12 protein-coding genes and 2 pseudogenes are annotated in these 13395 nt (G+C 54.5%); 12 read left to right on the forward strand and 2 right to left on the reverse strand.

All coding sequences use genetic code 11. The features are described from left to right. Positions 1-86 precede the first annotated feature (86 nt). Positions 87-1220, forward strand: a complete 1134-nt coding sequence (gene dprA / locus ACZ1G5_RS04315) for a DNA-processing protein DprA (RefSeq protein WP_472731682.1) — start codon at positions 87-89, stop codon at positions 1218-1220. A 106-nt stretch (positions 1221-1326) separates the two neighbouring features. Further along, positions 1327-3923: pseudogene (gene topA / locus ACZ1G5_RS04320) on the forward strand (type I DNA topoisomerase). On the opposite strand, the gene ACZ1G5_RS04325 reads toward topA, so the two are convergent. Next, on the reverse strand, positions 3920-4369 hold the full coding sequence (locus ACZ1G5_RS04325) for a MarR family winged helix-turn-helix transcriptional regulator (RefSeq protein ID WP_472731683.1): 450 nt from the start codon (positions 4367-4369) through the stop codon (positions 3920-3922). The pseudogene topA and the gene ACZ1G5_RS04325 overlap by 4 nt on opposite strands. 83 nt (positions 4370-4452) lie before the next feature. Between ACZ1G5_RS04325 and ACZ1G5_RS04330 the strand changes: the two genes are divergently transcribed. From ACZ1G5_RS04330 to ACZ1G5_RS04345, 4 genes are all read left to right on the forward strand, one after another. Continuing rightward, positions 4453-5040 carry an SRPBCC family protein gene (locus ACZ1G5_RS04330; RefSeq protein WP_472731684.1) on the forward strand — a complete coding sequence of 196 codons (588 nt, stop codon included), beginning with the start codon at positions 4453-4455 and terminating at the stop codon, positions 5038-5040. Between the two features lie 92 nt (positions 5041-5132). Next, on the forward strand, positions 5133-5828 hold the full coding sequence (locus tag ACZ1G5_RS04335) for a CoA transferase subunit A (RefSeq protein ID WP_472731685.1): 696 nt from the start codon (positions 5133-5135) through the stop codon (positions 5826-5828). After that, positions 5825-6451, forward strand: a complete 627-nt coding sequence (locus ACZ1G5_RS04340) for a 3-oxoacid CoA-transferase subunit B (protein ID WP_472734271.1) — start codon at positions 5825-5827, stop codon at positions 6449-6451. The genes ACZ1G5_RS04335 and ACZ1G5_RS04340 overlap by 4 nt, the downstream gene beginning before the upstream one ends. Further along, positions 6444-6734, forward strand: coding sequence for a GNAT family N-acetyltransferase (locus ACZ1G5_RS04345; RefSeq protein ID WP_472731686.1), 291 nt, complete (start codon positions 6444-6446; stop codon positions 6732-6734). The genes ACZ1G5_RS04340 and ACZ1G5_RS04345 overlap by 8 nt, the downstream gene beginning before the upstream one ends. Here the strand turns inward: ACZ1G5_RS04345 and ACZ1G5_RS04350 are convergent. After that, positions 6731-7566 (reverse strand): annotated as a pseudogene (locus ACZ1G5_RS04350) (lytic transglycosylase domain-containing protein). The gene ACZ1G5_RS04345 and the pseudogene ACZ1G5_RS04350 sit on opposite strands and share 4 nt — an antisense overlap. A gap of 350 nt (positions 7567-7916) precedes the next feature. On the opposite strand from ACZ1G5_RS04350, the gene ACZ1G5_RS04355 reads away from it, so the two are divergent. The 6 genes from ACZ1G5_RS04355 (at position 7917) to ACZ1G5_RS04380 (ending at position 13386) form a co-directional block, all read left to right on the forward strand. Then, entirely contained in the window at positions 7917-8093 is a 177-nt protein-coding gene (locus ACZ1G5_RS04355) for a hypothetical protein (RefSeq protein ID WP_472731687.1), read from the forward strand. Positions 8094-8273: 180 nt separating this feature from the next. Continuing rightward, positions 8274-8450, forward strand: a complete 177-nt coding sequence (locus tag ACZ1G5_RS04360) for a hypothetical protein (RefSeq protein ID WP_472731688.1) — start codon at positions 8274-8276, stop codon at positions 8448-8450. A 278-nt stretch (positions 8451-8728) separates the two neighbouring features. Then, a complete protein-coding gene (gene cpaB / locus ACZ1G5_RS04365) occupies positions 8729-9568 on the forward strand; it encodes a Flp pilus assembly protein CpaB (RefSeq protein WP_472731689.1) in 840 nt (279 codons plus the stop codon). A gap of 222 nt (positions 9569-9790) precedes the next feature. Then, the gene (locus ACZ1G5_RS04370; protein WP_472731690.1) at positions 9791-11221 is read left to right on the forward strand and encodes a type II and III secretion system protein family protein; all 1431 of its coding nucleotides are present in this window, start codon (positions 9791-9793) and stop codon (positions 11219-11221) included. 15 nt (positions 11222-11236) lie between these two features. Further along, on the forward strand, positions 11237-11893 hold the full coding sequence (locus tag ACZ1G5_RS04375; protein WP_472731691.1) for an OmpA family protein: 657 nt from the start codon (positions 11237-11239) through the stop codon (positions 11891-11893). 248 nt (positions 11894-12141) lie between these two features. Then, positions 12142-13386 (forward strand): AAA family ATPase, encoded by a 1245-nt coding sequence (locus ACZ1G5_RS04380; protein WP_472731692.1) that lies wholly within the window; start codon positions 12142-12144, stop codon positions 13384-13386. Positions 13387-13395: the final 9 nt, after the last annotated feature.

The following is a 13395-nucleotide window of genomic DNA, read 5'->3' on the forward strand; positions in this document are numbered from 1 at the left end:
TTATTTTCAAAAACATCTTTGATTGATTCAGAACTCGTTAACTTCGCTGGGCCTATGGTTGTGAGGCAATAGGCGGAGCTTACGGGATGACCGGAACACATTTATCTTCCACTCACCCCCCACTCCACCCCACCGCGGAAGACGATACGGTTAACCGGCTTCGCCTATTGCGTTCACGTCGGGTTGGCGTTGCAACATACCGTCGTCTGCTGGCAGAACACGGCAGCGCGGCAGAAGCATTGCGCGCCTTGCCGGATGTCGCAAATGCCGCTGGCGTCAGCGACTATGCGGTCTGCCCTGAGGGGGTTGTGCAGGCGGAACTGAAGGCTGGCAAAGCCGCCGGGGCACGATTGCTGCATGAAGACACCCCAGACTATCCCGGCGCGTTAAAAGACATTGGTGATGCGCCACCAATGCTATGGACCATCGGCAGTCTATCACTTTTGCAACGCCCAATGATTGCGTTGGTTGGTGCGCGCAACGCGTCTTCACTGGGCACGCGTATGGCCAAACGTTTGGGTGAAGACCTTGCCAAAGCAGGTTTCACTGTTGTTTCAGGGTTGGCGCGCGGCATTGATGCGGCGGCACACCATGGTGCCATGACCGGTGGCACCATCGCCGTCATGGCGGGTGGCGTCGACATTATTTACCCGGCAGAAAATGCGGATTTGGCGCATGACATCGCGAAAAAGGGTTTACGCCTGTCCGAGATGCCAATGGGTTTGCAGCCGCAAGCGCGGCACTTTCCAGCACGCAACCGGATCATTTCAGGCTTGGCAAAGGCCGTTGTCGTGGTCGAGGCAGCGGCCAAATCGGGCAGCCTGATCACCGCACGCAACGCGCTGGATCAAGGGCGCGATGTGCTGGCCGTGCCTGGCCACCCTTTTGATGCGCGCGCTTGGGGGTGCAATATGCTGATCCGGGATGGTGCGACCTTGGTGCGCAACGCGGACGACATCATTGATGCAGTCGCACCCATCGTGGAAGCAGCACCCCAGCTTGATCTGACACCACCCGCAAAAAAGCCGCGCGGGCTGCGCGACATCGCTGCCTTGCACACAGAAATCCTGTCACGCCTTGGTCCGGCCCCCATTGCCGAAGATCAGTTGCTGCGCGACATCAAAGCACCTGCGACAGATGTGGCGCCCGTACTTGTCGATTTGGAACTTGACGGGAAAATCGCCCGGCAATCCGGCGGCCTGCTGGCCCGCATCGTGTGAACCACCCGGCGAATTCCCGCAAAGATTTTTCCCCTCATTGACATTCGGCGAACAGACGCCACATCTTGCCCGACTTAAGGAACTGTATTCTCTGTAAAGGATTCTCATGCCCGTTGTTGTTGTCGAATCCCCCGCGAAGGCCAAGAAAATCAACGGGTATCTTGGAAAAGACTATACTGTTCTGGCCTCCTACGGCCACGTCCGCGACCTGCCGCCCAAGGATGGATCGGTCCTGCCGGACAACGATTTCGACATGAAATGGGAAATCGCATCCGACAGCAAAAAGCACATCAAAGCGATTGTTGATGCGCTCAAAGGCGACAACGAACTGATCCTCGCAACCGACCCCGATCGCGAAGGCGAGGCAATTTCTTGGCATCTGACCGAGGCGTTGCTGGCCAAAAAAGCGATCAAAAAAGACACGCCCGTCAGCCGGGTGGTGTTCAACGCAATCACGAAAACCGCCGTCACCGATGCGATGGCAAACCCCCGTCAGGTCGATCAGCCTTTGGTCGAGGCATATCTTGCCCGCCGTGCTTTGGACTATTTGGTCGGCTTTAACCTGTCGCCGGTTTTGTGGCGCAAATTGCCCGGCGCGAAATCCGCAGGCCGTGTGCAATCGGTTTGCCTGCGCATCATCGTCGAACGCGAAATGGAAATCGAAGCGTTCCGCAATCAGGAATACTGGACTGTCAAAGCACTTCTGCAATCGGCGCGCGGCCAAACGTTTGAGGCGCGCCTGACGACGCTTGCGGGCAAAAAGCTTGATAAGTTCGATCTTGGGAATGCGACGCAGGCCGAATTGGCCGTTCAAGCGATCAATTCGCGGGACCTCATTGTCAAATCGGTTGAGGCAAAGCCCGCAACCCGCAACCCATCCCCGCCCTTCATGACCTCGACCCTGCAACAAGAGGCGAGCCGCAAGTTCGGCATGGGTGCCAAGCAAACCATGAGCGTTGCCCAGCGCTTGTATGAAGCGGGCCTCATTACCTATATGCGGACCGACGGCATCGATATGGCCCCAGAGGCCGTGACCGGCGCGCGCGACGCAATCAAGGCCAAATTCGGTGAAAAATACCTGCCTGATCAGCCGCGCATCTACAAAAACAAAGCCAAGAACGCCCAGGAAGCGCACGAGTGCATCCGCCCGACAGAAATGAATGTCAGCACCGAAGACGCCAAAATCGTCGATGCCGATCAGCGCAAACTTTATGACCTGATCTACAAACGCACGATGGCAAGCCAGATGGCTGCCGCCAAGTTGGAACGTACCGTTGTGGATATCACCAGCGCGGATGAACAGGTTGTGTTGCGCGCCAATGGGCAAGTCATGGTCTTTGATGGCTTCATTGCGATTTATGAAGAAGGCAAAGACGACAGCGTTGTCGATGATGACGATAAGCGCTTGCCGCAACTGGCCGAAGGCGAAAAGGCAGAGAAGAAATCTGTCGACCCTGAACAGCATTTCACCCAGCCCCCGCCCCGCTATACCGAGGCCACGCTGGTCAAACGCATGGAAGAATTAGGCATTGGCCGCCCATCGACCTATGCCTCAATCGTGACCACAATTCAGGATCGTGGCTATGTTGAAAAAGACAAAAACCGCCTGATCCCGCAAGATAAGGGCCGTTTGGTCACGGCCTTTCTCACCAATTATTTCCGCAAATATATTGGCTATGACTTTACCGCTGAGCTGGAAAACCAGTTGGATGAGGTGAGCGCGGGCGATGCAGACTACAAAAAGGTGCTGGGGCAGTTCTGGCGCGATTTTTCTGCGGCCATTGCTGAAACCGCAGATCTGCGCATCACCGAAGTGTTGGAAAAGATCAACGAGGTGTTGGAGCCGCATCTGTTCCCACCGCTGGAAGATGGCGGCGATCCGCGGCTGTGCCCCAACTGCGGTGCGGGCCGCTTGTCGATGCGCACGGCCAGATCTGGCGGCGCATTTATTGGATGCTCCAACTATCCCGAGTGCCGCTACACCCGTGCCTTTGGTCCACCGGACCCGGAAGCTGAAAAATCCGCCATTCCGCCTGAAGGAAAGTTGCTGGGAACCGACAATGGCGATGAGATTCGCATCTTCAAAGGTCGTTTTGGCCCCTATGCCCAGCGCGGCGAGGTAACGGAAGACAATAAGAAGCCCCCCGCCAAGGTGTCCCAGAGGGCTGGGAGCCGGAAGAAGTGACGCTGGATCAAGCGTTGATGCTCTTGCAGCTGCCCCGCGAAATTGGCCCCCACCCCGAGGATGGGGTGATGGTCTGGGCGAACCTTGGGCGCTATGGCCCGTACCTCAAACACGCGGAAAGCACCTCGCATCGTGGTGGCACGAACGCGAACCTTGAGAGTATTGACGAGGTCTGGACCGTCGGCATGAACCGTGCGGTACAGCTATTGGCTGAAAAGGTTGCGTCGCGCGGTCAGCGTGGCAAGGCGGCAGTGCCGGTGCGCGAGTTGGGCGAACATCCAGAGGCCGGTGGCCCCGTCAACATCTTTGACGGCAAGTACGGCCCTTACGTGAAATGGGAAAAGATCAACGCCACAATCCCTGACACGATTGAACCCAGTGAACTGACGATGGCGCAAGCGGTCCATTTGATCGATGAACGCGCGGAAAAGGCAGGCAAGAAAAAACCTGCGCGCAAAAAAGCACCCGCGAAAAAGAAACCCGCTGCCAAGAAGAAGAAGACGGCGAAAAAGGCCTAGCCAGCGTCACTTTCCAGGTTTTGGACGCGGGCTGCGACCTTCCCGAGCAAGACCAACAGTTGGTCTTGCTCGTCCTCTGTCATGGCCGACAAGAAAAGCTCCATGTTCTTGATATCCTGATCATGGATAGCTTGCGCCATCGCTTTGCCTTGGGTCGTCAGGCGCAACGCAATGGCGCGCCCGTCTTCGACGCTCTTTTCGCGAGAAACCAAGTCTTTTCCCACCAAACGCGCAATCAAGCTGCTGGTTGTCGTGGGCGCAACGCCCAACTTCGCTGCAAGTTCTGAGGCGCGGAGGTCTTTCGTTTCCCGCAGCAAACCAAGCGTATGAAAATCAAGGGCGTTGTAGCGTTCGACATGCTGATGTGCCTTGGGCGTGCGTTCGCTGATCAGCATAACACGCATCAGCGTGCGCACGATTCGTCGAAGGTGATCAGCGCGAGACATGCCCTTTCGTGCCGTAAAGACCTTGAAGCATCAAGGGGCACACCTATTTAGTACGATATTCGTAGTATATAGGAGATCATGCAATGAAACGAATGACCATCATTCTTGCTGTAGTGGCTGCCGCAACCCTGTCTATTGGCAGCCTGACGGCCCAGACGACAGAAGTTCCCCCACCACCGCAGCTTGCGCGCGAAAATCTATACCTCAGCAACGTCATCTCGGTCGTATTGGACGGCAGCATCCAAGACGTCAGCCTCTTTATGGATGAGCAGCCGCTGACAGGCTTCCTTGAACCCTCTGGCCGGATTCCGAAAATCGTCGATGTGGTGGTCCTTGAGGGAAACTGGGGTCAGCCTGACGCTGTACGTCGCGTTGACCTCGAGGGCGGCTTTCATGTGCACGAGCGGGTGCTGACCAATGACGCAGACGAATTCACCTATCAGATATGGGATATCACTACCTCGTCTGGTCGTTTCATCAATCATATCTATGGGGAAATACGCCTGTCAGACACAGCCGAAGGAACAAAGATCACTTGGGCCTATAACATAAAGCCGGCGGTATTCTTTGCACGACCGTTTATCCGCGCCTATCTGCGCGATGACTTTGGCCCGTTTATGCAAAGCGGTTTGGCTGGCTTTGCCGCTGCGTATCAGACCGAGAGGTCGTAAGAAAATGTCGGGCGGTGCTGCATCGCGGCATTTTATTGACTCTCCTGATCTTGAGCGGCACAACTTGCCCAAAGTTTCGGGAGAGCACCCTCATGAAAAAGATTTACCCCAATGCCACAGCCGCCCTTGATGGGTTGCTGCATGATGGCATGTTCATTGCGGCGGGCGGTTTTGGCCTGTGTGGCATTCCCGAACTGTTACTTGGCGCGATCAAGGCCGCGGGCACCAAGGACCTGACCTTTGCCTCCAACAATGCGGGTGTTGATGATTTTGGGATCGGGATTTTGCTGCAAACCCGCCAAGTGAAAAAGATGATGAGCTCTTACGTGGGCGAAAACGCCGAGTTTATGCGGCAGTATCTGTCGGGTGAGCTGGAGCTGGAGTTCAACCCGCAAGGCACATTGGCCGAACGGATGCGCGCAGGTGGCTGTGGTATCCCCGGTTTTTATACAAAGACCGGTGTGGGCACAGTGATTGCTGAGGGTAAAGAGCATAAAGACTTCAACGGCGAGACCTACATCATGGAAGAAGGCATCTTTGCCGATCTGTCCATCGTCAAGGCTTGGAAAGCGGATGAAACCGGCAATCTGGTCTTCCGCAAGACCGCCCGCAACTTTAACCCGCCTGCTGCGATGTGCGGCAAAACCTGTGTGGTTGAGGTTGAGGAAATCGTGCCAACCGGCAGCCTTGACCCCGATCACATTCATTTGCCCGGCATTTATGTGCACCGCCTGATCCAAGGCGACCATGAAAAGCGGATCGAGCAGCGCACAGTGAGGACAGCATAATGTGGGATCGCAATCAAATGGCCGCGCGCGCAGCACAGGAACTGCAAGACGGTTGGTATGTGAACCTTGGCATCGGGATTCCAACGTTGGTGTCGAACTTTATCCCGGACGGGATCGAAGTGACACTTCAGTCTGAAAACGGGATGTTGGGCATGGGCCCCTTTCCGATTGAGGGCGAAGAAGACGCGGACCTTATTAATGCAGGCAAGCAAACGATTACCGAACTGCCGCAGACCGCGTATTTTGATAGCTCGCAATCATTTGGCATGATCCGGGGCGGCAAGATAGCTATGGCGATCCTTGGTGCAATGGAAGTGGCCGAAAACGGTGATCTGGCCAATTGGATGATTCCCGGCAAGCTGGTCAAAGGCATGGGTGGCGCGATGGATCTGGTTGCGGGCGTTGGCCGCGTTGTGGTTGTGATGGATCACACGAATAAACATGGCGACAGCAAAGTCCTGAAAGAATGCACCTTACCGCTGACCGGCAAGGCAGTGGTGGATCGCATCATTACCAATTTGGGTGTTCTTGATGTCGTCGAAGGCGGTTTGAAAATCGTTGAGACCGCTGACGGCGTGACAGAGGACGAACTGCGCGCGGCAACAGAGGCCGCGATTGTCTGATCTGTCTGTCATGCACGAAGCGGGCGGCGCAAAAGGTCGCTATTATATAGTGCATGCCTCGGGCGAGAGTGTGCTGACCTATTCAGTGTTGTCGCCCAAGACGAAGATTGCGGACCATACGCAGGTTGTCTCAGGCCACGAAGGCGAAGGCATTGGGCTGACGATGCTGCGCGAGTTTGTTGCGGATGCCCGCAGCGATGGCTTTCAGATCATGCCGGTTTGCCCGTTTGTGAATGCGCAGCAGCGCAAGCATCCTGAATGGGCCGATGCGTTCTCGGTTTAGATACCGTTCACATTAAACACGCAGGCATCGGTGATCAGCTCTGGCGGGGTTTGGCATAGGCCCTTGGCCACTTGCCATGCGGCCAGCACTTTGGGCACATAGGCGCGTGTTTCGGCAAAGGGTGGCACACCTTCGTGACGGCGCACGTTTCCTTCGCCGGCGTTGTATCCAGCCAGCGCCAGCACAGGGTCGTTGTCGAAATGCCCCAGCAACCATTCCAGATAAGCGACGCCGCCAGAGATGTTCTGCGCGGGGTCCATGCTGTTGGTTACACCAAAGCGGCTGGCCGTATCTGGCATCAGCTGCATCAGGCCCTGCGCACCGGCAGAGCTGACGGCATCGGTGCGTCCCGCACTTTCCACAGATATCACAGCAAGGACCAATGCAGGTGATACAGTCGTACCGACGGTATGCCGCAATATATCCAACCCATGATCGGATGCGATATTCTGCAGCGCCTGCAAACGTGGCGCCGGTACAGACTTACCAGCAGGTGGGTTGTTAATCTGGTTGATCGCCAGTTCAAGCCGCGCTGGGCTTCTGTCAGCCAAGGTGCGCGGGACACCCGCCCAAAACCATTCGAGGCCCGAGGCCGTCGGCGGTGCTACCGCAGCGGGTGTTGGTGTCGCCTCAGGTTCTGGATCAGCATAGACAGGGCCCAGCCGGGGGCGTTGGGATCAATCTGCACTGTGATACGGCTATTGGAATTGGCGGATGGTAGCGGCACGCGCTTGAACGTGAAGTCCGGTTGAAGCCTTTCGACCTCTGCCAACGCTGGGGTTGCCGCAATGACAGCAGCCAAAGCCGCCAGACAGATAAGATTCCGATTCATTTTCGGTCCTGCTCGCCGTTTATTGTTAATTTAAACATGGCAGAAAGCCGCCGAGAGGCCAATGATCAGCGAACAATGATTGCGAATTCCAGGCCATTGCAGACTTTTTCGCAACGCATTGCCTGCAATATGAATATAAGATGAATTTTAGTTTCAAGCAAAATCAATGACTTATGCGGATTTCGTCCAAAAAAAGTGACAGACCAAAAAAACGCGTTTGCTGCCAAACTCCCGCCCCATTCCGAAGTCTATATATGTTCATCCAAGACGGGGATTGCACCAGACGATCTGGTCCAAGACACCGGCGAGGAACGAAACATACTCTGCTAATACCCTGAGGAGGGAACACAATGCTTAACTTTATCAAAAACTTCCGTAACGAAGAAGACGGCGCCGTAACTGTAGACTTCGTTGTTCTGACAGCTGCAATCGTTGTACTGGGCCTGGCCGTTGGCGGCGCAATCAGCCGTGGCGCTGGTGGTCTTGCAAACGAGATCGAAACAGCTCTGGACAACCAGAACCCATAATTGGTTCACTAAGAGTTAAACTGGCGGTTCGCGTCGCAACGCTTCGCGGACCGCCACACACAAGAAAATACTTTGTCAGGTCGAAACCTGCAGCGTCAGACGTAGAGATTTCGCCGCGACAACACTTTATTAAGTAGCCCGACGCTATTGCTGCAAAACTACAAATCAAAAGGCTCCGCTATGAAGTATCTCATCTCAAAATTCGTGGATGACGAGAATGGCGCTGTAACTGTAGATTTCGTTGTTTTGACGGCCGCGATTTGTCTACTTGGTCTGGTTGTTGTGCTTGCCTTCAGTGGCGGTGCCACTGACCTTGCGAATGACATTGAAGTCGCTCTCGATGGCATCGATCCATAACGTTGGCAGTCGTCGCTTCCTTCAATGACAGCAAAAGCTAGAAAAACCGCTGTACCAGTGGCTCAGCGTGCTATGGCTTCATTGCATCATGATTTTAGTCAAATGACGTGCTGTTCTTAATGCGTTGCGCAACTAATTCACGCTATGTAAGTCCTGATACAATGGAAATTCCAGCCGCTACCGCTGTATTGCGGCAGCTGCCGATGATACTTGGCCAGCTCAGGCCATTTATGGACAAAGCTGTCTGCTCTTGTGGACGTTAAAAAAGAGGTGAAGTGATGCGCGCAGTTTTTGGATTGGTGCTGTTAATCGGGATGGGGCTTGCGGGATTTGCGGTCTACATGGTTGATCAGCGCCTTAGCTCTCAAGAGACTGCACTTGAGCGCGAGCGTGAGCGCGCCCGGCAGATCGTTGAAACCATAGAAGTTTATGTTCCAACGCGGGACATTACATATGGTGATCTTCTGGTGCCAGAAGATGTGAAGCTAATTCCTTATGTGAAAGAAAACGCACCCGAAGGTGTTTTCTCGACCGAGGAAGAACTCTTTCCAGAGGGTCTCACAACCCCGCGCGTTGTGCGCATTCCGATGCAAACCAACGAGCCCGTTCTTGCTGCCAAAGTAACCGAGCCCGGCGCCCCACGCGGGCTGACCGCTTTGCTGGATCCAGGCATGCGCGCGTTTCCAATCCCCGGCAATTTGACCCGCGCATTTGCAGGTGACCTCCAAGTATCTGACCGCATTGATTTATACTGGGTCGGTCAGATTGGTGGGAATGCGAGCATTTCGCGATTGGTAAAGAGTGGTCTTGAGATCATCGCGATTGAAGATGCCGAACGCGGCGGTCGTGGCGTTGTTGCGCAGGTATCTCAGGCAGACTTTGCCGATATTCAGGTGCTAGAATCAGCCGGTACTTTGTCTCTTACCCCCGTGGCGCGTGATGATGCCGACGGCGGCGATACGACAATTGAAACAAATATCAGAGACGTGCTTGGCATTATCGAAGAAGTTGTCGAAGAGGTAGAAGAAGTGGAAGAAGAGGCGGCACCAGAGCGCTGTTTCATCACACAAACCAGAGGGACTGAGCGCGTTCAGGTTGAAATCGACTGCGCTGACTAACCCGAGAATTCTCTCTATAATTCAGTAAAATAGGTGCGCGTATCTTACCCTTAAGATGCGCGCATTTTTCTTGTTCACCCAAAGTGTTGCCAGTTATCCACATACGCTTTGCGCTCCAACACCTTGATTATTGCAATAAATGTGGTTCTCGCTCATGGTCTGTTCATCCAAGGGGCGTAAAGACCCTTTTAAATGAGGCGTGATCGGAGAGGCAGGTCACTTATGAAGTATGACAGATTCTTAAAGGCAGCTATTGCTGGCTTGACGTTGTCGCTAACAGCGGCAGCACCTAGTATTGCACCGGCCGAAACGTTGCGCGTTCTGCGCGGCGCGGCGTCCAGTGCGCTTAACGTCCCTATGAACCGGGCCGTTGTGGTGGAGAGCGACGTGCCCTTCACTGAGTTATCAATCGCGAACCCGGGTATCGCAGACATTTCGTCTTTGTCTGACCGGACAATCTATGTTTTGGGCAAAGAGCCCGGACGCACAACACTGACCCTTTTGGGTGCAGACGGTCGCTTGATTACGAACGTGGAAGTGCATGTGTCGCCTGACATGGCAGAATTTAAAGAGCGTCTGACGCAAATTCTTCCGGGTGAAAACATCGAAGTCCGCACAGCCAATGATGGTATCGTACTGTCCGGCACAGTCAGCTCAATCGCACGTCTTGATCGTGCTCTTGATCTTGCACAGCGCTATGCGCCTGATCGCGTATCTAATCTGATGACAGTTGGTGGTACGCAGCAAGTTATGTTGAAAGTACGCTTCGCAGAAATGCAGCGTTCGGTCAGCAAAGCGCTATCATCATCGCTTTCCCTTTCCGGGACAGGCTTTGACGGCGACTTGACGACGACCGCTGGTACCAACACAACAGTTGGCCAAGGTGGCATTGCTGGCGCGCTTGCCGGTGCTGTTCCTGCGGTCAACGAAAACAACGGCGCGGCCCTGTTTGGGTTCGGTGTCGGTGGTTTGGAAGTTGGTATCTTGCTGGAAGCGCTGGAAACACGTGGTGTTGTTCGGTCGTTGGCAGAGCCAAATCTGACTGCTCTTAGCGGTCAAGAAGCAACTTTCCTTGCTGGTGGCGAATATCCGGTACCTATCAGCAACGAAGAAGGCACCATTACAGTTGAGTATAAGCCTTTTGGTGTTGAGCTGAACTTCATCCCGCGGGTAATCGACGGCGACATCATTAACCTGGAACTGGTTGCTGCTGTATCTGCTATTGATCCATCTAACAGCTTCCAGGCAAACGGTTTTTCAATCGATGCCTTCAGCCGCCGCGAAACGTCAACAACTGTTGAAATGCGTGACGGTGAAAGCTTTGCAATTGCTGGTTTGTTGTCGGATGACTTCACGGATCTGAACGGCCAAGTGCCTTGGGTCGGTGATATCCCGGTTCTCGGCGCCCTGTTCCGCAGTGCTGAATATGCACGTCGCCAGACAGAGCTCGTGATCATCGTCACACCGCATCTGGTTTCGCCGACGCGTGGTGAAGCGCTTGCATTGCCAACCGACCGTGTACGCCCACCAACCGAGCAGGACCTGTTCTTGTTTGGCCGCGTTGCGCGGACCGGTGCACCATCAAGCGGTGGCGCAGGCGAAGTGGCACGCCAGGACTTTAGCGGGTCCTATGGCTATGTCCTTGACGAATGATTGGAGCATAAGTCGATGAAATATATGATGACAACGGCTATTGCTGCAGCCACTCTCGCAGCTTGTTCGCCAACCGACTCTACCTTTACGTCTTTCTATTCCGAAGCCGGATCTCAGTTAGACACAGGTGACTTTGGTGAAGCGACAATGAACAACCGGTTGCTCCAGTCGGGGCAGCAGGACTATACAGTCAACCTTGCGCGGCGCTTTGCGTCTGACGTGAATTCGACGGTCAACTTTGCCTTTAACTCTACGGCGCTGGACGCGGATGCGCGCAGCACCCTGATGAAGCAAGCAAACTGGATCCGTCAGTTCCCCGAAGTGCGCTTTACCGTCTATGGCCACACCGACCTTGTCGGCAGCCAAGGCTACAACCGCGGTCTCGGCCTGCGCCGTGCACAAGCTGTCGTATCGTTCTTTGCATCGCAAGGAATCGACCGCAGCCGTCTGCAAGCTGTATCGTCCTTTGGCGAAACGCAGCCCTTGGTTGTGACCGAAGGTCGCGAGCGTCGCAACCGCCGCACAGTGACTGAGGTATCTGGTTTCGTGGAGAGCCATCCATTGTTGCTGAATGGGAAGTACGCGCAAGTGATCTTCCGCGAGTACATCAGCAGCGCGACACCCGCGACCTCAGCCTCTGAGGCCGCAATCTCTACTGGTGAAGGCGGCTAACTTCCGCCTACCTATTGACGCCGGATCATGCATCCGGCGTCAACACTTCTGCAGATTTCCATAGATCGTCGCAATAATTCGCACAATTACGATCTTTTGGTCCAAATCTCGACAAAATTCCCAACAATAAATGTGTAAGTTTCGAGTGCAGTGCTTCTGGCAGTGGGCAATCCTTCTTGTTGTGATAAGTTACCTATAGCCGAGGATACCGAGTGAAGTTGTGATCAATCCATGGGGACATTGAGAATATGAGTACGAACCCGGTCGTCCAAAGCGACCCGCCACCAATCGTGGCCTGCACAATCAGCCGAGACGTTCAAAACTTCGACCTTTTGATCGAAGACATGGAGTCCGCTCTTGGCGATGCATGGGGTGACCTAAGCTTTGACGATGCTCCTGCCTTTTTGGGCCAGTCAGACGCCAGCGGCCTGCAGTTTGTCACGATTGCAATGGACGCCGAGGATGAAGACAACCTTCCTGCCATCTCCAATGTGATCACGGCTGCGAAAGCGGCGAAAATCAAGGTGATCTTGATTGCCGAAGATGTCAGCCCGGGTGCCCTGCATCAGCTTCTGCGTGAGGGTGGCGATGAATTTGTTCCATACCCTCTGCCCGAGAACGAGCTTGCGCGCGCGATTGAACGTGTCCTCACCATTCAGGAAGCGCCAGCCGCCGAAGACGGCGAAAAGAAATTCAAGGCGACCGGTGATCGCTCCGGTGTGATTATGCCAATCCACGGTATCGCTGGTGGCACCGGCGCGACAATGCTTGCGGTGAATATGGCGTGGGAACTGGCGAACATCGAAAAGGAAGATCCCCCCAAGGTCTGCCTGCTTGACCTGGACTTCCAATTTGGCTCTGCCTCGACTTATCTCGATTTGCCACGCCGCGAAGCTGTGCTGGAGATGCTGACGGACACTGACGCAATGGACAGTGAAGCGTTTATGCAGGCGCTGCTGACCTATGGCGACAAGCTTCATGTTTTGACCGCTCCAACTGACATGATCCCACTGGATATGATTACGCCAGAGGATGTGTCCCGGGTCATCGAAATGGCGAGCAAGAACTTCGACTATGTTGTGATCGACATGCCATCGACGATGGTTGAATGGTCACAGACAGTTCTTGAGATGTCACACGTCTATTTCGCCATGATCGAACTGGACATGCGCAGCGCACAGAACACACTGCGGCTCAAGCGCGCTCTGCAATCAGAAGATCTTCCATTCGAGAAGATTCGTTTTGTTTTGAACAGGGCGCCTGGTTTTACAGATCTCAATGGTAAGAGCCGGGTGAAGCGCCTGTCAGATAGTCTTGGGATTGCAATTGAGGTTATGCTGCCTGATGGCGGTAAGCCAGTCATGCAAAGTGCTGATCACGGCTCTCCCTTGGCTGAATCAAACGCAAAGAACCCGCTAAGAAAAGAAATCCTAAAGCTTGCGAAGTCCGTCCACGACGTCAACCTGGATGCCGCAGCAGAAGCGAGAGCTTGAGAGGTAACA

The sequence above is a fragment of the Yoonia sp. JB2-21 genome, assembly GCF_055693545.1.

Bases quoted from the DNA above. Each gene is read 5' to 3' on its own strand.
- ACZ1G5_RS04355 (WP_472731687.1), top strand. From the start codon at position 7,917: ATGCTTAACTTTATCAAAAACTTCCGTAACGAAGAAGACGGCGCCGTA.
- dprA (WP_472731682.1), top strand. From the start codon at position 87: ATGACCGGAACACATTTATCTTCCACTCACCCCCCACTCCACCCCACC.
- cpaB (WP_472731689.1), top strand. From the start codon at position 8,729: ATGCGCGCAGTTTTTGGATTGGTGCTGTTAATCGGGATGGGGCTTGCG.
- ACZ1G5_RS04370 (WP_472731690.1), top strand. From the start codon at position 9,791: ATGAAGTATGACAGATTCTTAAAGGCAGCTATTGCTGGCTTGACGTTG.
- ACZ1G5_RS04335 (WP_472731685.1), top strand. From the start codon at position 5,133: ATGAAAAAGATTTACCCCAATGCCACAGCCGCCCTTGATGGGTTGCTG.
- ACZ1G5_RS04360 (WP_472731688.1), top strand. From the start codon at position 8,274: ATGAAGTATCTCATCTCAAAATTCGTGGATGACGAGAATGGCGCTGTA.
- ACZ1G5_RS04375 (WP_472731691.1), top strand. From the start codon at position 11,237: ATGAAATATATGATGACAACGGCTATTGCTGCAGCCACTCTCGCAGCT.
- ACZ1G5_RS04325 (WP_472731683.1), bottom strand. From the start codon at position 4,369: ATGTCTCGCGCTGATCACCTTCGACGAATCGTGCGCACGCTGATGCGT.
- ACZ1G5_RS04380 (WP_472731692.1), top strand. From the start codon at position 12,142: ATGAGTACGAACCCGGTCGTCCAAAGCGACCCGCCACCAATCGTGGCC.
- ACZ1G5_RS04330 (WP_472731684.1), top strand. From the start codon at position 4,453: ATGAAACGAATGACCATCATTCTTGCTGTAGTGGCTGCCGCAACCCTG.